Source organism: Azospirillum halopraeferens DSM 3675, from assembly GCF_000429625.1.
GTDB classification, from domain to species: Bacteria; Pseudomonadota; Alphaproteobacteria; order Azospirillales; family Azospirillaceae; genus Azospirillum; species Azospirillum halopraeferens.
The window spans coordinates 1-20,009 of sequence record NZ_AUCF01000045.1 but is presented as its reverse complement, the minus strand read 5'-3'; the positions used below and the strand labels follow the sequence as shown (position 1 = coordinate 20,009).

18 protein-coding genes are annotated in these 20,009 nt (G+C 65.8%); 9 read left to right on the top strand and 9 right to left on the bottom strand.

The annotated features are described in order from the left end of the window. Window positions 1-514 precede the first annotated feature (514 nt). From G472_RS35410 to G472_RS0124365, 4 genes are all read left to right on the top strand, one after another. A complete protein-coding gene (locus G472_RS35410; RefSeq protein ID WP_035693646.1) occupies window positions 515-1,567 on the top strand; it encodes a glycosyltransferase family 4 protein in 1,053 nt (350 codons plus the stop codon). 29 nt (window positions 1,568-1,596) lie between these two features. Then, the gene (locus G472_RS0124375) at window positions 1,597-3,789 is read left to right on the top strand and encodes an amylo-alpha-1,6-glucosidase (protein WP_029010466.1); all 2,193 of its coding nucleotides are present in this window, start codon (window positions 1,597-1,599) and stop codon (window positions 3,787-3,789) included. 111 nt (window positions 3,790-3,900) lie between these two features. Beyond that, complete coding sequence (locus G472_RS39115; protein ID WP_156927244.1) at window positions 3,901-4,050, top strand: hypothetical protein; 150 nt, start codon at window positions 3,901-3,903, stop codon at window positions 4,048-4,050. Window positions 4,051-4,190: 140 nt separating this feature from the next. Then, window positions 4,191-4,451: a hypothetical protein gene (locus G472_RS0124365; protein ID WP_245593573.1), complete on the top strand. Its 261-nt coding sequence runs from the start codon at window positions 4,191-4,193 to the stop codon at window positions 4,449-4,451. Window positions 4,452-4,859: 408 nt separating this feature from the next. On the opposite strand, the gene G472_RS0124360 is transcribed toward G472_RS0124365, so the two are convergent. Next, window positions 4,860-5,147 (bottom strand): hypothetical protein, encoded by a 288-nt coding sequence (locus G472_RS0124360; RefSeq protein ID WP_029010464.1) that lies wholly within the window; start codon window positions 5,145-5,147, stop codon window positions 4,860-4,862. Window positions 5,148-5,602: 455 nt separating this feature from the next. Here G472_RS0124360 and G472_RS35405 point away from each other — a divergent pair, with 455 nt between their 5' ends. Next, a complete protein-coding gene (locus tag G472_RS35405) occupies window positions 5,603-6,646 on the top strand; it encodes a fatty acid desaturase (RefSeq protein ID WP_035693645.1) in 1,044 nt (347 codons plus the stop codon). A gap of 169 nt (window positions 6,647-6,815) precedes the next feature. Here the strand turns inward: G472_RS35405 and G472_RS35400 are convergent, their stop codons facing one another. Continuing rightward, entirely contained in the window at window positions 6,816-7,103 is a 288-nt protein-coding gene (locus G472_RS35400) for a pentapeptide repeat-containing protein (protein WP_051341215.1), read from the bottom strand. Between the two features lie 380 nt (window positions 7,104-7,483). Here G472_RS35400 and G472_RS0124345 point away from each other — a divergent pair, with 380 nt between their 5' ends. Then, a complete protein-coding gene (locus G472_RS0124345) occupies window positions 7,484-7,693 on the top strand; it encodes a cold-shock protein (protein WP_029010463.1) in 210 nt (69 codons plus the stop codon). A gap of 543 nt (window positions 7,694-8,236) precedes the next feature. Here the strand turns inward: G472_RS0124345 and G472_RS40685 are convergent. The 6 genes from G472_RS40685 to G472_RS39110 all read right to left on the bottom strand — a co-directional run bounded on the left by G472_RS40685 (window position 8,237) and on the right by G472_RS39110 (window position 13,586). Then, window positions 8,237-8,368 (bottom strand): hypothetical protein, encoded by a 132-nt coding sequence (locus G472_RS40685; RefSeq protein ID WP_281173366.1) that lies wholly within the window; start codon window positions 8,366-8,368, stop codon window positions 8,237-8,239. Between the two features lie 43 nt (window positions 8,369-8,411). Further along, entirely contained in the window at window positions 8,412-9,086 is a 675-nt protein-coding gene (locus G472_RS0124340) for a LuxR C-terminal-related transcriptional regulator (RefSeq protein ID WP_029010462.1), read from the bottom strand. Window positions 9,087-9,231: 145 nt separating this feature from the next. After that, the gene (locus G472_RS0124335; protein WP_029010461.1) at window positions 9,232-10,293 is read right to left on the bottom strand and encodes a zinc-binding metallopeptidase family protein; all 1,062 of its coding nucleotides are present in this window, start codon (window positions 10,291-10,293) and stop codon (window positions 9,232-9,234) included. Between the two features lie 408 nt (window positions 10,294-10,701). Next, complete coding sequence (locus G472_RS0124330; protein WP_029010460.1) at window positions 10,702-11,112, bottom strand: hypothetical protein; 411 nt, start codon at window positions 11,110-11,112, stop codon at window positions 10,702-10,704. Window positions 11,113-11,312: 200 nt separating this feature from the next. Then, a complete protein-coding gene (locus tag G472_RS0124325) occupies window positions 11,313-13,145 on the bottom strand; it encodes a cation:proton antiporter domain-containing protein (RefSeq protein WP_029010459.1) in 1,833 nt (610 codons plus the stop codon). A gap of 102 nt (window positions 13,146-13,247) precedes the next feature. After that, window positions 13,248-13,586, bottom strand: coding sequence for a hypothetical protein (locus G472_RS39110; protein ID WP_156927243.1), 339 nt, complete (start codon window positions 13,584-13,586; stop codon window positions 13,248-13,250). Between G472_RS39110 and G472_RS0124320 the strand changes: the two genes are divergently transcribed. Continuing rightward, window positions 13,573-13,896, top strand: coding sequence for a hypothetical protein (locus G472_RS0124320; protein ID WP_029010458.1), 324 nt, complete (start codon window positions 13,573-13,575; stop codon window positions 13,894-13,896). The genes G472_RS39110 and G472_RS0124320 overlap by 14 nt on opposite strands. Window positions 13,897-14,036: 140 nt before the next feature. Here G472_RS0124320 and G472_RS37580 read toward each other — a convergent pair whose 3' ends face one another. Beyond that, window positions 14,037-18,647 carry a chemotaxis protein CheB gene (locus G472_RS37580; protein WP_084536894.1) on the bottom strand — a complete coding sequence of 1,537 codons (4,611 nt, stop codon included), beginning with the start codon at window positions 18,645-18,647 and terminating at the stop codon, window positions 14,037-14,039. 659 nt (window positions 18,648-19,306) lie between these two features. On the opposite strand from G472_RS37580, the gene G472_RS38400 reads away from it, so the two are divergent. Both G472_RS38400 and G472_RS38395 read left to right on the top strand, forming a co-directional pair. After that, window positions 19,307-19,627 carry a hypothetical protein gene (locus G472_RS38400; RefSeq protein ID WP_084536893.1) on the top strand — a complete coding sequence of 107 codons (321 nt, stop codon included), beginning with the start codon at window positions 19,307-19,309 and terminating at the stop codon, window positions 19,625-19,627. A gap of 199 nt (window positions 19,628-19,826) precedes the next feature. Beyond that, window positions 19,827-20,009 (top strand): transposase (locus G472_RS38395; RefSeq protein ID WP_029009827.1); only part of this gene is annotated, 183 nt, incomplete at its 3' end.

Below are 20,009 nucleotides of genomic sequence, written 5' to 3'. Positions count from 1 at the left end.
CCCTCAACGCGATGCTCGCGACGGGCACCGATTACCAACCGCCACATGCAGCTTGAATACAGTTGCCGGGAAACCCGGCGCGGTTCACCCCCCCCCGGCTGTATGGCGGGACCGAACGCATCGTCTTCTGTCTGACCCAGGTTCTGACGGCGCGCTTCCCCCTGCCACCACCTCGGATCACGCACCCATGGACGCGACGTCCGGCATGATGCGGGTCGCCTTCGGAAAGAGCCGGGTGCGGGAAAGCCGTGAGCCCGGATCTGTGGGAGCGAAAGCCGAATGGCTGAGCGACTCGACCACGGCCGGCATCCATGCAACAACTCGCCGATCAACGACTAAAATAAACATTGGAGTGATGTGGTTGAAAATACGTCGTTCGTCCTAAATAAATGGTTCTGGTTTCAGATGCTTGTTTTATGGCTTCGCCGACCTGCGGAATAACCTAAATAATCCCGATAATAAATGCTAATTCGGCTGACCGATCGGGACGGCCGCCACCACCAGGAGGCCGACCGTGAGAATTGCCCAGATCGCACCCTTGATGGAGCGGGTTCCCCCTCGGCTGTATGGCGGGACGGAACGAATCGTCTCCTATCTGACCGAGGCGCTGGCCGGACAAGGCCACGCCGTCACCCTGTTCGCGAGCGGAGATTCCGTCACCGCCGCGAGCCTTGTCGCCTGTTCCGGCGAGGCCCTGCGTCTCGATCCGGCGATCCTGGACATCGTTCCGCACATGTCCCTGATGCTCGAGAAGGTCCGGCAGCGTGCCGACGAGTTCGACGTTCTTCACTTCCACATCGACTGCGTGCAGATGCCGCTTCTTCGCGAACTCGGGTCACGAGCGGTGACGACCCTGCACGGGCGGCTCGACCTTCCCGATCTGCAGCCCTTCTACCGCGAATTCTCTGACGTCCCGCTGGTGTCCATCTCGAAGGCGCAGCGCGCCCCGATGCCGCCGGTGAACTGGGTCGGGACCGTGTATCACGGCCTGCCGGCGGCCGATTATCCGCCGCCGGGTGGCGCGGGAGAAGGGTATCTCGCCTTTCTCGGCCGGATCTCACCGGAAAAGCGCCCGGACCGCGCCATCGAGATCGCCCGTCGTGCCGGCATGCCCCTGCGCATCGCCGCCAAAGTGGACAAGGTGGACCAGGCCTATTTCGCCGAGAAGATCGAACCCCTGATCGACGGGCATCAGGTCCGGTTCATCGGTGAAGTCGACGAGGCCCAAAGGCTCGATTTCCTCGGCAAGGCGGATGCACTTCTGTTTCCGATCGATTGGCCGGAACCCTTCGGTCTCGTCATGATCGAGGCGATGGCCTGCGGAACGCCCACCATCGCCTTCCGTTGCGGCTCGGTCCCCGAGGTCATCGATCACGGGACCAGCGGCTTCATCGTCGATGACGTGGACCAGGCCGTCGACGCCGTCCGCCGCTTGCCGGAGCTCGACCGGGCCGCCGTGCGACGCCGGTTCGACGCACGCTTCACCGCCGATCGCATGGCGTCCGATTACCTCGCCATCTATGAGCGGCTGACGCTCGGCCGCGTCGCCCCGCGCCGGGTCGCCTGATCCCGGCATCCCGAACAAGGACAAGGCCCATGCTCAACGCCGTCGAACGGTCGACCCAGCCGGGGGCCACGGGGGTGCCGCAGTTCTACATCGCGGCGACCTCTTCGCTTCAGGAGCGCCGGCCGCGCATGCTGAAGCACGGCGACACCTTTGCCGTCTTCGACCACAACGGCGACGTGCTGGCCGGCCCCTCGACCCCGGAAGGGCTCTTCCATCGCGACACCCGTTATCTTTCGCACCTCGATCTGTCGATCAACGGACAGCGGCCGATGCTCCTGAGTTCGACCGTCCGTTCGGACAACGCGCTGCTGACGTGCGATCTGACCAATCCGGATCTCTTCGACGGCGACCGACTCCTGATGGAGAAGGATACGATCCACATCCGCCGGGCCACCTTCCTGTGGCGGCAGACCTGCCGTGAGCGGATCGCCGTCCGCAACCATGGTCTTGCCGAGCAGCGTGTTCGCATCGCGATACGCTTCGCCTGCGACTTCGCCGACCTGTTCGAGGTCCGGGGATCCAGCCGGCCAAGGCGTGGGGGAATGGGCGTTCCGGACGTCGGCCCGGATCGGGTCACGCTCCGCTACAACGGTCTCGACCGGGTCGTTCGCACGACACGCCTGGGCTTCGAACCGGAGCCAACGGCGCTGACGGCGGCTTCAGCCGTCTGGGAGGTGCTGCTGAAGCCCCACGAGCAGGTGTCCTTCTTCGTCGACATCGCCCTGGACGATCGCGTCACCGACCACTCGCCCGCGCCGGGATTCATGCGGGAGTTGCGACAGGCCCGGCGGGCTCTGGCCGCCTCCAGGTCGCGCGCGGCCGGGGTTTCAACCTCCAACTCGGTCTTCGACGAGACCCTGGAGCGGTCGTCCGCGGACCTCTACATGCTGATGACCGACAAGCCCGGCGGCCCCTACCCCTACGCCGGCATTCCCTGGTTCAACGCCCCCTTCGGGCGCGACGGCCTGCTCACCGCGCTTCAGATGCTCTGGTCCGATCCGGACGTGGCGAAGGGGGTCCTGCATTTCCTCGCCGCCACCCAGGCGACGGAGGAGATACCGGAAGCCGATGCCGAGCCCGGCAAGATTCTTCACGAGACGCGGGGCGGCGAGATGGCCGCGCTGGGTGAAGTGCCCTTCCGGCACTATTACGGCAGCGCCGATTCGACGCCGCTCTTCGTGATGCTGGCGGGCGCCTATCTGGAACGGACCGGCGACTTCGAGGCGATCCGGTCGATCTGGCCGAACGTCAAGGCGGCGCTCGCCTGGATCGACCGCTACGGCGACCGCGACGGGGACGGGTTCGTCGAATATGGCCGCCGGACCGACGAAGGGCTCGCCAACCAGGGTTGGAAGGACAGTCACGATTCCGTCTCCCATGCGGACGGCAGCATGGCCCGAGGTCCGATCGCGCTCTGCGAAGTCCAGGCCTACGTGTATGCGGCCAAGCGTGCGGGGGCGGCTCTGGCCCGCCGCGCCGGCGAAGACGCGCTGGGCGACCGGTTCGAACGGTCCGCCGAAGAGCTTCGCGTTCGCTTCGAGGCGGCGTTCTGGTGCGAAGACCTTGGAACCTATGCGATCGCGCTCGACGGCGAGAAGCGGCCTTGCCGGATCCGCAGCTCGAACGCCGGGCATGCCCTGTTTGCCGGCATCGCCTCGCCCGAACGCGCGGCGCGTGTCGCCGACAGCCTGATGAGCCCGCAGTCCTTTTCCGGCTGGGGCATCCGCACCCTCGCGTCGAACGAAGCGCGCTACAACCCCATGAGCTATCACAACGGCTCGATCTGGCCGCACGACAACGCCCTGATCGCGATGGGGTTCGAGCGCTATGGCTTTTTCGATCGGACGATGCGGATCTTCGAGGGACTGTTCGCCGCCGCGGCCTTCATCGATCTCCGCCGTCTTCCGGAACTGTTCTGCGGCTTTCCCCGCCGTCCGGGCCGTGGGCCCACCTTCTATCCCGTCGCCTGCGCCCCGCAGGCCTGGGCGGCGGCCACGCCGCTGGGGCTTTTGGGGGCGAGCCTGGGCCTGCGGTTCGATCCGGCGAACCGCGCAATCCGGTTTTGCCGGCCATCCCTGCCCGCCTTCCTCGACCGGGTCGATCTCAGGGGATTGGCGTTGTGCGGATCCCGGGTCGATCTCAGGCTCACCCGCTACCGTGACAGTGTTGCGGTGACGGTGATCGGCCGCGAAGGGGATCTCGGCGTCGAAACCGTGCTCTGAAGACTGTTCGCCAGGCGGAGGCGGCCGCGGCGGTGCGGCGGTGTTCGCCGGTCACGGAATCCGGCGTTCCCGGAAGGGCGCGCGGAATCCGACATGAAGGGATGTGGCGCCATGGATGCGATCATCATTTTGACGAGCTTCGCCGCGGTCGTTCTCGCGTCCGTTTTGTCGGGAGGCAACCCATGGTGGATCTACGGGACCGTGGCTGTCGTCGTCGCCTCGTGGTACGGGGCCGCCTACCTGGCCCGGCGGCATCACTGACCGCGACACAGGAGGACAGCGATGTCCGGCACTCCGCTTACGTCTTCACCGACAGACGTTCCGACACACGACCGGCTTGTGGCGGTCCGGGGTGTCGCCGTGTTCGGCCGCCACACCGGAGAAACCGGATGAGCAGCCGCATGTCCGTCAGGACCGTCACCTTCGACCGCCCCTTTGCGCTGCGCGCCGTGGACGATGTGCAGCCGGCGGGACGCTATGTCGTGGAAACCGAGGAGGAGTTGGTGGAACTCCTCTCCTTCACCGCGTACCGCCGCATCGGGACGTGGATTCGCCTGCCGCAACGGCCGGGATCGACGGACGGCGAACAACTCGTGCCCGTCGACCCGGAGGAGCTGGAGGGGGCGACGGAGTTGGCCGAGGCGCCGGGGGAGGGGCGATGACCCTTCAACAACCGCCCGCGGCGCCGCCGTCGACCGGGTGAACGGACCCTCGGGCCGGCCACGCCGTCGGGAGAAGGCGGCGCGGCGGTCCGCACGTCGACGACGTCCTGCTGTCCCCGGCCGCGTTCACCGCACTCTTTTTTCCGCCGGCCCCCTTCTCCGCCGGCAAGCACCTGATCGGCCTGCCTCGGCACGCGTGGGGTGGTCTCGACCTATTGCCGCCGGCTCCGTGGTCCTGATCCTCCTTCGGGTCTGCTGCTCGTCCGTCATCGTCCTGTTCGAGCCCGTGGTCACCCGCGCCGGCTCGTAGAAGGTCGGTTCGCGGGCGCACCGAAGCGGAGGGATCGAGAGTGGGTCCCCGATGCCGGACACCTCCAAACCGGGAGCGCATCGGAGCCTCTCCACCGGTCAATCGAAGTTGATGTCGGCGAGGGTCTCCGGGCATCGTGTGGCCAGAACGGCAAACGCCCGATCGTGCCGCTGGGTAAGCAAGGACAGTTGAACCGTTTCCTGTTTGGTGGCCGGCTGCTCACCTTGGCGGCTTATCTCGGCGGCGACCGCGTCGAAGCGCTTCTTGGTTTCGATGACCTCATCGACGAGCTGATCACAGGTGGCGGCGCCGTAGGTGAGCGCCGACACACCACCGGGTACGGCCAAGGCCAGAGCGGCCAGGGTAAAGGTGAGGAACCTGATCATGATTGCTCCTGCAAGTTTGCGTCTCCCCCAAGATTCGATTCGCAAGGCGGACGGCGTGGCCGTTCCGCGGGAGAGCCGGTTCGCACAACCGCTCAACACTCGGGCAATGAGGATGTTCGGACACGCCGCGGTGAACCGGCGCCCCCCATCGGATGGTGCCGAGCGGCATCGCCGGTGACGGCCGCTGCAAGTCTTCCACCGGCCTCATTCGCCTCGTTCGCAATGCCACTTCCGACGTCTGTGTTCGTAACACCTCTCCGGGCGCAATGACCGTCCGGACAGGCAACGCAAACCCGGTGCAACCCGCCTTTCATCACTCGCGTCGTCCATGGTCCGCGGAAGTAATCTCATTGCGTCCGACTGTCCGTATGCACCTCCGCCGCGACGCTTCGCTTCTCTGCCGACCGCTGTTCTGATGGGGATTGCGGATCATTCGATAAGCAGGGGAACCCCGGATGTTGGAGCGCGACACCGATCTCACCTCCTTGCGCGCGGCCATCGCGGTGTGCCAGCAGCCGATCCGGTGGTGCAGCGCGTGGCAGGTCGTGAACTCGTTCATACCGTTCTTCGCACTGTGCGCCGCCATGTATGCGAGCCTGGAGTTTTCCTATTGGCTCACCCTTGCCCTGGCGATCCCCGCTGCCGGCTTCGTGGTGCGAATCTTCATCATCCAACATGATTGCGGCCACGGTTCGTTCTTCCGCTCGCGCCGGGCGAACGACGCCCTTGGCATGGTGTGCAGCCTGATCACCCTCACTCCCTATTTCAGTTGGCGCCGTCAGCACGCCGGCCATCACGCCAACTGGAACAACCTGGACCGCCGTCTCAGCGGCCTGGACATCTATTCCAACTGCCTGACCGTGCGGGAGTATAAACGCCTGTCCCGTGCGCAGCGGCTGGCGTACCGCATATCCCGGCATCCCGCCGTCTCCTTCGTTCTCATTCCGCCGCTGGTCTTCCTCCTGCTCTACCGCTTCCCGTTCGATGCCCCCGGATCCTGGCGCAAGGAGCGTCTGGGCGTGCACTTGACCAACCTGGCGCTGCTCGCTCTCGTGACAATCCTCGGTAGCGTCCTGGGGTTCCAAAACGTTCTGATGGTCCATCTCCCGATCATGGCGGTCGCGTCGATCATCGGTGTCTGGCTCTTCTCGCTTCAGCATCGGTTCGAGGACACGCTTTGGGCGCGGCGGCCCGACTGGAATCACGTGGACGCCTCGCTTCGGGGCAGCTCGCATCTGAATCTTCCAAAGCCGCTTCAATGGTTCACCGGAAACATCGGCTTCCACCATGTCCACCATCTCAGTCCGCACGTGCCCAATTATCGGCTGGAGGAGTGTCATAACCGGAACTTGTCTCTCCGGCGGGCGCCGACGCTGACGCTGTGGAGCGGCCTCAAGGCGACGACTTGCGCATTGTGGGACGAGGATCAAGGCAAGATGGTGGGATTCCGCTCACTCCGGCGGAGATCCGGGGGCGCGGCGTCGTTCACCGGGCATTGACGGGGAGCGACGGCACTCGGCTCAGGAAGGCCCGGCTCGTTGCCGGACGGCACCCTCCTCGAGCGGAGCCGCCGCGGCTTTCGGCGGTTTCGTCGGATTGGTCGTGGGCAAGAGCGTCCGGCCGGCACGAGGGCCTCTCCTCGGCTCGCAGCGACAATGCCGTGCCAAATCAACGGCACGCGCCGACGGCTCCTTCAGGGCAGATACGGCCGTCGGTCCGAGTGGCGCCCCCGAGTTCCGCGTAGTACATCTGCACACCCGATAGGTCGGCACCCGAGAGATCGGCCCGATACAGGTCGGCGCCGCGGAGGTCCGCACCCGACAGGTCGGCGCCGGCACATCCGGTTCGCGCACGGATTTCGCATCCATTGACGAAGATCTGGCCGAATGCCCGGTCGCCCAAGGTCGCGCTGATGGCCGCCAGGCTCACCACGGCACAGATGGTGGTCGCCTTCATCGCCTCGCTCCAGAGTTCCGGTTGCCCAAGTGCGGGGGAAGAGCATGGAGGGTGGCAGATCACCAGGGAACCCTTCCATTCGAGGTGTTCGTGCCCGATCGGGCCGGCCGGCGGCGACGCGATCGGGTATGGGATCTACCCAGCCGTGCCGGCGATCTTCCCGATCATCGCCGAAATACTTTTCCGGACACGACCCGAAGATCATCAGCCAATTTGCGGAATGGAATGTTGTCAGTCCGGTCCCCATGTTCTGCTTATCATTCTGCTTCGGTCGTTCGGCTGCATCGCCCTCCGGGAATGGCACCGCTGCGCTTCCTTGGCCAGACGATGATGCGCCTCACAGGAGGTGAGGTCGCCACCCGCATCACAGGAGAACAGCGATGTCGATCGGCACCGTCAAATGGTTCAACGGCACCAAGGGGTATGGTTTCATTCAGCCGGATAATGGCGGCGCGGACGTTTTCGTTCACGCATCCGCCGTCGAGCGCGCCGGCATGCGAAGCCTCGAGGAAGGCCAGAAGGTCTCTTATGAGGAAATGCACGATCCGAAACGCGGCAAAAGCTCGGCCGAGGACCTCAAATCGGTGTAAGCGGCCGGACTTGGCCCCGGGGAAGCCGGCCGTCGCGCCCCGTTCCCCTTTCCGCGCATTCCTTTCGCGGTGCGCCGGTTGCGGTGCGCCGGAGTCCGTCGACGCGATCGCCCCGGAGAGCAATGGACCAGCCGAGCGCCGGCACCGCACCGCGGAGGTCGGCGGCAGGGCGGAAATGGGTGTCGGCAACCGTGCACCCCCACGCCGTCCAGGCCTCCCGGTCCGGCGAGATCAGCACTCACCATCCCTTGATCAGGACACATGAACATGCCCACCGATACGAACGCCAAGCCCACCCCGCCGTCCTCCAGGAACGAGGCCGACAAAAAGCCGACGAACCGGGACCCCGACAATGAGACACCGACGCCCACACCTGGTGATGAAACGGGTCACCAGCGGGAACCCGGATACGACGAGGCATGAAGCGCCTGTGAATGCCGGAACACCGTCGGCGGTGCGCACACGCCGCCGACGAGCGTCAAGGAGAATGGACTGAACCGCACCGGCTTTTCCGGACAAGGCGGGCGGCCGCATCCTCTTATCCTATGCCTTCTTCTTTGCATTCGTGGCGGGCGTCAGAAGCGCTTTGAGCGTCGCGGCGGAAGCCGCTGCCGTTCCCTTCCTCTGCTTCGGCTTGCGGACGTCCCGATTGCCGCGTTTCCGTTCTTTGGCCATGACGGTCTCCTCGGCGGCGCCGCCTTAGAAGCGGCCCGCGATCCTACGCCACGGCCGTCCGCTGTTTGCCGCTCCCGTCCGCGAAGCCGTTGTTGATGCCCCAGATGGCGGCCTGCGTGCGGTTCGAGGCGTCGATCTTGCGCAGCAGGCTCTTGAGGTGGACCTTGACGGTCGCCTCGGTGATCCCGAGGTGACCGGCGATCACCTTGTTGGAGTTGCCGTTTTGCAGGCAGCGCAGGATCTGCGCCTCGCGCTGCGACACGCCTTTGTGCGAGGCCGGCAGGCCGGTGTCGGCGACGTTCAGGCGGCCGCTGATCAGCAGTGCGGCCAAGGGGCTGGGGAAGACCTTCTCGCCCATCATGACGAGCCGCAGCGATTGCGTCAGTGCCTCGATCGATATGTCCTTCATCAGGAACCCGTCCGCGCCGGCCTCGATGGCTTTCGTCATGATGCCCGTGTCCAGCTTTCCGGTGAGCAGCACCATGCGCGCCTGCGGGCATGCCGCCTTGAGCGATCGGACCAGCTCCGCCGCGTCGCCGATGCCGACGGGGTCGATCAGAATGACCTGCGGTGCGTCGCCCTCCGGGACCACCCGGAGTGCCGCCGCGAGGGACGACGCCTCCTTCGAGATGTGAAAGTTCCGTTCCGCGAAAAGAGCCTTCAGGCCCTGACGAAACAGATTGTTCACGTCGATCAAGGCTATGGAGACGCCTGGCATGGCCGTATACTCCGGGGAGTGCATGAAAGGGGAAGTCTACTCTCAAAAAGGTGGATCGACGATCCACGCGTCGGAGAATGTTTTACCTACAAATAGGGGGATCTTTGGCGCCCACCTTCAACCGGAGCCGGCACGCCACGGACCGTCAGGAGAAGACGAGGCCATGGACGAAGCGCAGCTTTCCCATCACGGTCGGGGCCAGGACGAACGGATAGAGATCGGGCAGGCCCATGCTGTGGTTCAGGCTGTTGATCCCGTAGGTCAGCGGCAGCCAGGCCCGGATCAGGAGATTGAAGTCCCGCTGGCGGCACGGATCGAAGTCGATGTCCATGGTCAGGGTCGGATCGCTCCCTCCCCGGGGCCGGACTCGCAGGCCGAACTCGTACGCCGTCTCCAGCGTGTCCATGATGTGCAGGTAATGCGCCCAGGTCTCGGCGAAGTCCTCCCAGGGGTGGGTGCTGGCGTAGGCGCTGACGAAGCGCTGCTGCCAATCGGCCGGCGGACCCTGCGCATAATGCGCGTCCAGGCTTGCACGATAATCCCGGCGTTCATCGCCGAACAGGCTGCGGAAGGCCGGAATCCATGGTCCGCAGCGGACCAACCGCTCCCAGTAATAGTGCCCGATCTCGTGGCGGAAATGTCCGAGCAGCGTGCGGTACGGCTCCGCCATGTCCCGCCGGTGGCGCTCCCGCTCGGCATCGTCGGCCTCGGCGATGTCGATGGTGATCAGACCGGCGGCGTGGCCGGTGACAACCTGCGCGTGGTTGCGGCCCATCCCGTCCGGGGCGGCAAGGAAATCGAAGGCGAGTCCCGCCTGCGGATCGTCGAACCGGCTCGTCAGAGGCAGGCCAAGCCTCAGCAGCCCATAAACGAGGCGGTGCTTGGCGGTTTCGAGGCGTTGCCAGCGCACCCGGTTTTCCCATCCGTCGATGTCGGGAATCGTGCGGTTGAGACGGCAGGCCCGGCAGAAGGCGTCGGGACTCCCGGCCGGAACCAGCCAGTTGCAGACGTCATGGACGGCGTTGGCGCAGAACCGGGACGGTTCGTCGGGAGCGGCCAGGGCACTCCAGCGGTCACCCTCCAGCGGGACAAGGGCGCTCAGGATCACACGATCGGGAAGGTAGCCGAGACGGTGTCCGCAGCGCTCACATCGGGTGTTCGCAAAGTAGACCATCTGGCCACAGTGCTGGCAGTGGAAGACTTTCATCGGTCGGATCGGCTCCTTCTCATATCCTTGCGCTCCGGTCCGTTCGAGAAACGGGCGGGACACCGGGAGTCCCGGCGCCCATGTACCGATGCGCTCGGACCGGTCCTCAAATGAAGGTGTGCGGCCTTTATAAAGGCCGGATGAAAATTGGCCCAACCGCATTCTCGGTACAGGAAGGGTTCGGCGGGTTGCAGGCGTGGGCGCACCGCTTGAACGCTGAGCTGTTCGAGTGCCTCATCCTGAGGCGGAGCGTCCCGCCGGTTGGCTCGGGAGGGTTCGGGGAACCCGCGCCGGCCGGGTTCGGCAACGCTGTCCGGCGTGACCTCGCCGCCGTGACGGCCGTTCAACGGATGGGCCGGTTCCTGGTGTCGCCCGAAACGCGGGCGCTGTCGCGGGCCGAAGGCGGTGTCAGGACCAGAAACCGACCACCACCCAGGTGAACAGGATCGCCACGAGCGCGACGAGAAGCCAGCGGTTCGCGATGTTGACGCGACGAATCCGGCTGCCGGCGCTGCCGTTGGCCGTCGTGACGGATCCGCCCTCGGGCAGGAGTCTCACCAATCGATCCGCGATCTTGGCGGCTTCCGGAGTGTCCATCTGCGGTCCGGGGAGCCGGCGCAGGATGACGGTGAGTGCCGAGGCCGCAGCTTCTCTCGGCAACGCTGCCAAACGGGCGGCCTCCTCCCAAGGGTCGATGTCAAGCCGCGCCAACGCCGAGAGGACGCTGAGCGCGGTTCCGTTCCTTTCCTCCCACACCGGGGCGGACAAGAACTCGGTAAGGTCCGACTGATGCAGGGTGTATTCTGCGCGTAATGGCATGTCATGCCTCCCATGGCGCCAGTGATTCTGCCAAGACATATACCACGATTTGCAGAAATTCAGCGTTGCTCTGATGGAGTTCTGGAATCATGGAAGGAGCCGTAGAAGGGGCATACGCCTCCGATCCATGAAGGACTGCTTCTGCCGAGGCAGTATGACAGAATCGTGTTCTCACCGGATCGCCGGAAAGGTGAATTCCGTCAGTCCGGTGGCAGCGACTCGTCGCGGTGCTGGCGCAGTTCCGGCGCGCCGCGAGAGGGCACGACGCGCCGCCGGTCATAGACACCGCCGGCGCCTCCGACCCGCACTCTCTGGACCACCTGCCGGGCGTCGTCGCCGGTGGCGCCAAGGCTGCGCAGACAATAGTCCATCAGCCCGAAGGCGAGTTCGCGCTCCGCCATGATCGCGACTCCCACGCCCTGCCGCTCAAGATCGGCAAGTTCGGCCTCGCTGTGGGTGCGCACGGCGGTATCGATGGCGGGGTTGAGCCGGCGTGCGAGATCGAGAATCCGCTGCGTCCGATAGCCGTCGGGCGTGGCGACCACGACAAGCCGGGCCCGGTGCACGCCGGCGGCTTCCAGAATCCCCGGTGTGGCCGCATCCCCGTAGATCGCCGGCACGCCACGCTCGCGCAACGCTTCGACGCGCCGACGGTTCCGGTCGACGACCACGATCGGCAGGTTCTGGCTTTTCAGACCCTTGCCGACGACACTCCCGACCCAACCATAGCCCACGATGATGGCATGGTCGCGCGGGCCCCCGCCGTTGACCGCGGGCAGCACCGCGAGACGATCATTGCCGCGACGTTCGATGCGGCCCAACAGGTTCGGCCGCTCGTGCAGCCAGCCCGAGAGCCGGTCGAGGCCGGCGAACACCAGCGGGTTGAGGGTGATCGACAGCAGGGCTCCGGCGAGGATCAGGTCGCGCCCTTCCGGGGGCAGCACGCCGAACGCCACCCCGAGCCCCGCCAGGATGAACGAGAACTCGCCGATCTGTCCCAGGCTGGCCGAGACGGTCAGGGCGGTTGATGCCGGATAACCGAACGCCAGCACGATCACGAACGCCGTGAACGACTTGCCGGGTATGATGATGAGGACGACCGCGAGCACGGCAAGCGGCTCACGGATCAGGATTGACGGATCGAACAGCATGCCGACCGACACGAAGAACAGCACGGCAAAGGCGTCGCGAAGCGGCAGCGCGTCGGCCGCGGCCTGGTGACTGAAGTCGCTTTCACTCAGGACGACGCCGGCGAAGAAGGCTCCGAGTGCGAAGGAAACGCCGAACAGTTCGGCGGAACCGAACGCGATGCCGAGGGCGGTCGCGAGCACCGAAAGGGTGAAGAGCTCACGCGAACCGGTCCGGGCAACCTGCTCCAGGAGCCACGGGATCACGCGCGTGCCGACCGTCAGCACGAGCCCCAGGAACAGCCCGACCTTGCCCAGCGTCAGCGCCAGGGTGACAGCGAGCGGGGCACCGTGATCCGCCACGTCGCCCTGGCCGCCGCCGAGCCCCCCCGCCAGGGCCGGCAGCAGCACCAGAGCCAGCACCATGGCGAGGTCCTCGACGACGAGCCATCCCACGGCGATCCGGCCGTTCGCGGAGTCCAGGACGTTGCGTTCCTCGAGGGCACGCAGCAACACCACGGTGCTGGCGGCCGACAGGGCGAGTCCGAACACCAGGCCGGCGCCGATGGGCCAGCCCCGGAACTGCGCGAGGCCGAAGCCGAGCGCCGTCGCCACCGCCATCTGTCCGAGAGCACCGGGTATGGCGACCGCGCGGACGGTGAGAAGGTCCCTGATGGAGAAATGCAGCCCGACACCGAACATCAACAGGATGACGCCGATCTCGGCGAGTTGGGCGGCAAGGCCTGCGTCGGCGACGAAACCGGGTGTGAACGGGCCGACCCCGACGCCGGCCAGCAGATAGCCGACGAGAGGCGGCAGCCTGAGCTTGCTGGCGAGAATGCCGCCGAAAAAGGCAAGAACCAGGCCCAGGACGATGGTGGCGACGAAGGTGGTCTCGGGCGGCATGACGTTCCTCTTTCGGCTTCGTTGGACATCTCGTTCCGGACCGGTCGCCGTCAGATGTGGAGACAACTCGGCGAAAGGGTGGGAAATATATTTTGGCAAAATTCATAGATAATCATCTGCGCACTGGCTTTCGTGGCCTTGCACCACCATGTGTCTTAAATGATAATGCCAAAATACGGAGCGCGATTCGATTTCGATGGCTGGATGGTCATCGATACCACCGTTGTCGACGGCGAACTCGTCGATGAGGCCGTTCGACGTGGTTTGTCCTTCCATGAGGCCGCGCAGTGGGCCGACGCCCTGAATGAGCGTGGTGTCCGCCTCCATGCCCGTGCGGAATGATGATGCCGTGGTCGGGACGGACGCGTCGGATGACGGCGCTGCGCACGGACAGGCACACAACCCGGACTCACCCCGAAGGTCCGCCATGAAGGTCACCATCAAGGCCACCGTCACCGCCCTCATGACCGCCCTCGTCCTTTCCATCGCGGCAGGCGCGGTGGCGGCGCAGACCCGTGAGCGCTTTCCCACGCACCTCTTCAATCCGGGGAACCATGTCGATGCCGAGGGGAGCGTGCGTGACCGCAGCAATCGCAAGGTCGGGTCCATCGAGGAGGGTGTGAATGGGACGTACGTGCTGCGTGACACTGACGGACGCGACATCGGCAGCGTCGACCGCGGTTCCGAAGGCGAACTGGTCATCCGCGACAGCGGCGGCCGACGCCAGGGTTCCCTCGAGCGGCGACCGTGAGTGAGCCTCCGGCGCCCGCATCTTGCTCAAGCCCGGACGGTTCCTGCGCATCCCGGCCGGGGGGAGACGGGACGATGGACCGTCGCGGTCCGACGTCCGGAAGGCCCCGGCATGGATTGGAGCGGTAATACGAAGGCCGCTCAGCCGTCGCGCCCTTGCCCCAGCACCGAGGCGATGGCGGCCAGCAGGTCGTCCGGGGAGACCGGCTTGTGCAGCAGGACGAAACCACTTGCGCGGACATCGCGGATGCGGTCCGGGGAGGTGTCGCCGGTCAGGATGATTCCGGGCAGCGCGGTTCCCAGGGCGGCGGACAGACGCTTGATGACGGCGGACCCGGTGTCGTCACCCTGGAGCCGGTAGTCGGCGACGACGAGGTCCGGAGCCCGCTGTTCGGAGACCTCGGCGATGGCGGAGTCGAAGTCCGACGCGCCGGACACCGCAAAGCCGCGTCCGGCAATGAAGAGCTGGATGGCGTTGAGCAGGACGGGATCGTCGTCGATCACCAGGACGTGCCGGCCGCGGCCAACCGTTGGTGGTGCGGGAGGCGCCACCGCCGGCGCCTCGACGCCGGCGGTGGCGGCGGTGGGGATGACGATTTCGAAGACCGATCCCTTGCCGGGCACCGACCGGACGCCGATGGGGTGCCCGAGCAGCTTGGCCAATCTCTCGACGATCGCGAGGCCGAGCCCCAATCCACGGCTGCGGTCGCGCCCGGGGTTGTCGACCTGATGGAACTCTTCGAAGATTGCCGCGATCTGGCTTTCGGGAATACCGCGTCCGGTGTCCCACACCTGGATGCGAACCGTGCCGCCGCGAGGACGGCACCCGACCAGGATGCGGCCATGCTCGGTGTATTTGATCGCGTTCGCGACGAAATTCTGCAGAATGCGGCTCAGCAGAGCCGGGTCGCTGCGGACCGAGAGGCTGGTCCGGACCGAGCGCAGGGTGAGACCCGTGGACCGGGCGAGGGGGGCGAACTCGTCTGCGAGATGGCCGAGCAGGGGTTGCAGCGCGAACGCCTGCGGCTTCACCTCGACCACGCCGGCGTCCAGGCGGGACACGTGGAGGATTTCATCCAGCATCGAACGCAGCGCTTCCAGGGTGCTGCCCAGGTTTTGCATCAGCGGCACCGCCGTATCGCCCATGCCCTTTTCGCTGAGGAGATGGTGGAACAGGACCGCCGCCTGCACGGGTTGGCGAAGGTCGTGGCTGGCGGCGGCGAGGAAGCGCGTCTTGCCGGCAATGGCGTGCTCCGCAGCGACTTTCGCGGTGGCCAAGGCTTCGCTTGCCCGTTTTTCGAGGGTGACGTCCTCGATGCCAAGAAGGACCTGCCGGTCGGAGTGGTTCAGCCGTCGGGCGTTGAGCCGGAGCGTCCGGGGCCCGGGGCCGCCCGCACCGGAGAGGATTTCCCATTCCTCCATCGGGGTGCCGTCGGCGACCACCGTCCGGACGTTTTCCAGCAACGCCGGTTCCCGGAAGATTCCATCCGCCAGCGCCGACAGCGGCTGCCTCAACGTTCCCTCCGGCGTCGTACCGAACATCCGGTGATAGGCCCGGCTCGCACCGACCACGTGCAGTGCCTGGTCCAGGACCAGCAGCGGTTCCCTCACGGTGTCGACGATCGCTTCGGCGAAGTCGCGGGCGGCCTTCATGGCTTCCAGGGTGGCGGCCCGCTCCATGGCGAGGCCGAGCACGTTGCCGACCGCCTGAACGAACTCGAGATCGTCGCGATCGAACGAGCGTGACCGGGAACTGAACAGCGCGAGGATGGACGGCGGCTTGGCAGCGTCGCCGAACGCAACGGCGATGCCGCTCGCGGCCTCCGGAGGAGCGATGGGCGGACCGCCCGGCCGCAGCCCTTCGGCGGCGAAGTCGGCCACGAGCGCCGGCTGCCGCGAATGGAAAACGCGACCGACGAGCGTCGCGGGATCGACCTCGGCAACGGCCGGCCTGTCCACGGCCCGGTCGCAGCCGAAGCCGTCCACCAGCACGAGTCCGCGGCCGGTGTCCGACGGTGCGAGGATGCCGACGCAGTCTGCGCCCAGCATTTCGCCGGTCAGCCGGCAGCCCGTTTCCAGAAGAATCCGGGGGGCCTCGCCCGCCAGGGCCGTGCGGCCGAGATCCGCCACCAGTCTTTGCTGGCGCGCCCTGGCGGCGAGGATCGCCGCCGTCCGCTTGAGAGCCGTGACGTCGCTGAACGTGATGACCGCGCCCTCGATCCGCTGACCCCGGGTGCGGTAGGGATGGACGCGGCGCAGCAACGTCAAGCCATGGTCCGTCTCCACTTCCCGTTCCATCGGCGTCAGGTTGGCGTTCACCTGCCGGACGTCGGCGACCAGGTCGGGATCGGTGAAGCGTCGTGAAATGTCCGTGATCGGCCGGCCGACATCCGTTGGAATGAGGGCGAAAAGGCGGGTTGCCGCCGGCGTGAAGCGCTTGATCCGCAGATCCGGCGACAGGAACAGTGTCGCAATGTCCGTGCTCGACAGCAGATTTGTCAGATCGTCGGTCGCCGTCTCCAGTTCGTCCACCTTTTCATGGAGCTGCGCGTTTACCGTGCCCAACTCCTCGTTGAGGGACTGCAATTCCTCCTTTGAAGTCTCGAGTTCTTCGTTCGATGATTGCAGTTCCTCATTGACCGAAAGGATTTCCTCGTTCGCGGCGCGAAGGGCTTCGTTGGATCCTTCCAGCTCCTGGATCGTCGCGTTCAGATCCTCGCGGGTGATGCGGAGCTCGTTCTCCAGTTGGTCCAGGACGGCCGCCTCGGTGGCGTCGGGGACCCCGGTCATGTCTGCGGCGGTTCCGGTGATGCGTGCCGGCGGCTCCGTGGTGTCGGCGACGAACGTCACCAGCAGGAGGTCGTCGGCCGTTCTCGGCGTTCGGACCGGCGTGACCGTTATCGAAACCGTTGCCTGTGCGCCGGGACGGGAAAGGCGGACCGCCCCGATGGTGACGGGGCGGTTCGAGGCCACGGCCTGCTCCACGGCACCGCGGACCTTCAGGCGGAGGTCGCCGCGCATCATCGTCAGCAGGTCCTGCGGCGGTTCGCCCGTGGGCAGGTCGAGAAAGTCGCCGGTCGGCCCGTACAGATAAAGGATACGGAGCCGTTGATCGATCAGCACCGCCGCCGGGGCGTAGGCGAAAAGAAGCGCCTGTCGGGTGATTTCGGCCGGACCGATGCGGCTGGCAATCGCCGGCACCGGCGCGCCGCCGTGCCCCCCGTGCCCGAATGCCGGCAGCGCAACGCTTTTCCGCCGACCCGTTCCGAGCTTGCGATAGAGGCGCCACTTCTTGGACAGTGGCTCGAACAGATCCGTCTGCGAGCCGATGGTCTCGGCGGAGCCCAGCAACAGGCAGCCGCCGTCGACGAGGCCGAAATGGAACAGGTTGAGGATGGAGTGCTGGACCGTCGGCTCGATATAGATCAGCATGTTGCGGCAGCTGATCAGGTCGAGGCTTGAGAACGGAGGATCGCTGATCACGTTCTGAACGGCGAAGGATACGGATTCCCGCAGTTGCCGGTTCACTTTGTAGCCCGCGTCGATTTTGGTAAAGAAACGGCCGAGGCGGGCGGGCGAGACGTCGACCGCGATGGTGTCCGGGTAGATGCCGGCGCGTGCGACATCCAGCGAATGGGCATCGAGATCGGTGCCGAACACCTTGATCTCAAGCGGCTTACTCAATGATTCACAGGCTTCCACCAGCAGCATGGCGATGGAATAGACCTCTTCACCGGTCGCACAGCCGGCCACCCAGACGCGGACGGGCCGGTCGGCGGGGCGGTTCCGCACCAGCGGCGTGATCACCTGCTCCGCCAACTCGGCGAACGCTTCGGGGTCGCGAAAGAAGCGTGTCACGCTGATCAGGATATCCCGCGTCAACTGCTCCACTTCGCCGGGATTTTTCCCGAGATAGTCCAGGTAGGAACGCAGTTCGCCGATATGATGAATTCCCATGCGTCGCTCGATGCGACGGGCCAGGGTCCGCGTCTTATAGGCGCGGTAGTCGTAGCGGGTGCGCGCCTGCATCAGCGACAGGATGCGGTCGAGGTCCCGGTCATTGTCACTGTTTGCGGTCTTCGGCTCGCCCCCGTCGCGCACGTAGGGCTGTTGCGCGAACCGGACGATGGCGGCGGGCATCTGCTCCGGTGCCAGGACATAGTCGACGAGGCCGGTGGCGATGGCGCTGCGCGGCATGCCGTCGTACGCCGCCGTCGCAGGGTCCTGGACGACCACCAGCCCGCCGCTTTCCTTCACAGCCTTCAGTCCGATCGTTCCGTCGGCACCGGAACCGGACAGGACGACGCAGATCGCCCCCTGCTGCCGGTCCACGGCGAGGGAGCGGAAGAAGATGTCGATGGGCAGCGCCGTACCGACGATGTCCGGATCGGTGATGGTGAAATGCCCGTTGGCGACTCCGGGTATGCAACCAGCCGGCATGACATAGACGTGGTCCGACGCGATCTCGTCTCCGTCCTTCGCGCCGAGGACGGGGACCGCCGTCGCTTTTGCCAGAAGGTCGACCATCAACCGTTCATTGTTCGGTGAGCGATGCTGGACGATGGCGACGGCCAGCCCGCTCGCCCCGGGCAAGGCGGCAAGAAAAGCGGTGATCGCCTTCAGTCCGCCGGCCGATGCGCCGATTCCGATCACCGCAACGGGCGGCCCGGCGGAGTCTCTCTCCAGAGGAGCCGTGGTGGACGATGAACCCGGGGTGGGCCGGTGGTCGACGGCACCTGCGGGGAGAATCATGGCGGCCCCCTCCGTGATGCCGGCGCTACCACCAACTCCGTCGGGTCAACCCGTGGGGTGGGTCGCATTCCGGGGGACGACCTGCACAATTCGGCGGCTCGCCGGCAGGACATGCCGCTGAAAGGCCGAAGCTCGTCATTCCGGCCATTCGTTTCAATGACCATCTGCATCCCGGTGGCGGTGAGGGCATTGCACCATTCCATCGCTGAATCCCGCTCATGCCCGGATGGATCGGCCCGGATGGATCGAAGGCACAGGATGCGCCCGGATTCGTTGATATCATGCCTGTCCCGGGTTTGAAAATCACGAACATTTCAAGAGCGCCGCGATAATTCGTGTGTTTTCGTCCGAAATTTTTCAATCCGATATTTTCATCGCGACGGCGTCACCGCGATCCTGTTTTGCATCAAGGGGCGTCTATGCCTATCCATAATTTCTTTTCGATTGCGACGAGTGAAGTCCCCATATGTCATATGCGGGATACTCGGGGCTGTCTGCCAATGAGTTGGGAGGTCACACCTCGGGCAGGAGCCGCTCGCGAGTGATCGGGCGCTCGGCACGGCTGCCAACAGCGGAGCACTGCCGTGACGCACAGGCCCCTCGTCGGCATGTCGGGCGACCGGGCGCCGCGTCTTGCCGGCGGCTGAGAGAGGTGAGGTATGGCACGCGCACACTATTTTGTGACGAAACGTTCGAATGGTTGGTTCATTCTTCTGGAGCGGGAGCGCTATGGTCCGTTTTCCGGCGGTCGGGAGGCTGCCCTCATCGCCGCCGTTCAAGCGGCACATCAGGCCGGCAAGGACGGCCATGAGGCCAGCGTCCGCCTGCGTGCCGTGGACGGCCGTGTTCGCATCGCCTGGACGTTCGGCAGCGACCCCTATCCGCCGGCCTGGACCGAGAGCCTGCGGTTGAAGGCATCCGTCATCCGAAGGCGCGCACCCGCTCGCGCGCCGTCGCCCATTGAACCGCAGCCGGTTTGATGCGGGTCCGCCATATACGGATGACGGGTCCCCGGCGGCCGCGTCCCCCGAGGTGGTGTACGAGCTGTGGGTAAGCGGCCCGCCGCAGCGCCCCCCAGAGCTGGCGTAGGCGGGCCGCTTATCCACAGTGGGGCGGTCATCGAGGATCTCCGGTAGGTTCGGGTCACCACAACCTTGAACGAGACTGGCGAGGACCCCGATGACCATGGACAGAATGGCGCTTCACGAGCTTCTGGAGAAGGGCTCTGATTTGGACCTGCTGCGCGAGATGATCGGCTATGTCGCGCAGCGCCTGATGGACCTGGAGGTCGACGGCCTGTGCGGCGCCGGACACGGCGAACGCACGCCGGAGCGCGTCAACCAGCGCAACGGCTACCGCGAG

Excerpts from the sequence above, each read along its gene's own strand:
- G472_RS0124375 (WP_029010466.1), top strand. The coding sequence starts at position 1,597 with ATGCTCAACGCCGTCGAACGGTCGACCCAGCCGGGGGCCACGGGGGTG.
- G472_RS39115 (WP_156927244.1), top strand. The coding sequence starts at position 3,901 with ATGGATGCGATCATCATTTTGACGAGCTTCGCCGCGGTCGTTCTCGCG.
- G472_RS0124365 (WP_245593573.1), top strand. The coding sequence starts at position 4,191 with ATGTCCGTCAGGACCGTCACCTTCGACCGCCCCTTTGCGCTGCGCGCC.
- G472_RS0124360 (WP_029010464.1), bottom strand. The coding sequence starts at position 5,147 with ATGATCAGGTTCCTCACCTTTACCCTGGCCGCTCTGGCCTTGGCCGTA.
- G472_RS35405 (WP_035693645.1), top strand. The coding sequence starts at position 5,603 with ATGTTGGAGCGCGACACCGATCTCACCTCCTTGCGCGCGGCCATCGCG.
- G472_RS35400 (WP_051341215.1), bottom strand. The coding sequence starts at position 7,103 with ATGAAGGCGACCACCATCTGTGCCGTGGTGAGCCTGGCGGCCATCAGC.
- G472_RS0124345 (WP_029010463.1), top strand. The coding sequence starts at position 7,484 with ATGTCGATCGGCACCGTCAAATGGTTCAACGGCACCAAGGGGTATGGT.
- G472_RS40685 (WP_281173366.1), bottom strand. The coding sequence starts at position 8,368 with ATGGCCAAAGAACGGAAACGCGGCAATCGGGACGTCCGCAAGCCGAAG.
- G472_RS0124340 (WP_029010462.1), bottom strand. The coding sequence starts at position 9,086 with ATGCCAGGCGTCTCCATAGCCTTGATCGACGTGAACAATCTGTTTCGT.
- G472_RS0124335 (WP_029010461.1), bottom strand. The coding sequence starts at position 10,293 with ATGAAAGTCTTCCACTGCCAGCACTGTGGCCAGATGGTCTACTTTGCG.
- G472_RS0124330 (WP_029010460.1), bottom strand. The coding sequence starts at position 11,112 with ATGCCATTACGCGCAGAATACACCCTGCATCAGTCGGACCTTACCGAG.
- G472_RS0124325 (WP_029010459.1), bottom strand. The coding sequence starts at position 13,145 with ATGCCGCCCGAGACCACCTTCGTCGCCACCATCGTCCTGGGCCTGGTT.
- G472_RS0124320 (WP_029010458.1), top strand. The coding sequence starts at position 13,573 with ATGAAGGTCACCATCAAGGCCACCGTCACCGCCCTCATGACCGCCCTC.
- G472_RS39110 (WP_156927243.1), bottom strand. The coding sequence starts at position 13,586 with ATGGTGACCTTCATGGCGGACCTTCGGGGTGAGTCCGGGTTGTGTGCC.
- G472_RS37580 (WP_084536894.1), bottom strand. The coding sequence starts at position 18,647 with ATGATTCTCCCCGCAGGTGCCGTCGACCACCGGCCCACCCCGGGTTCA.
- G472_RS38400 (WP_084536893.1), top strand. The coding sequence starts at position 19,307 with ATGGCACGCGCACACTATTTTGTGACGAAACGTTCGAATGGTTGGTTC.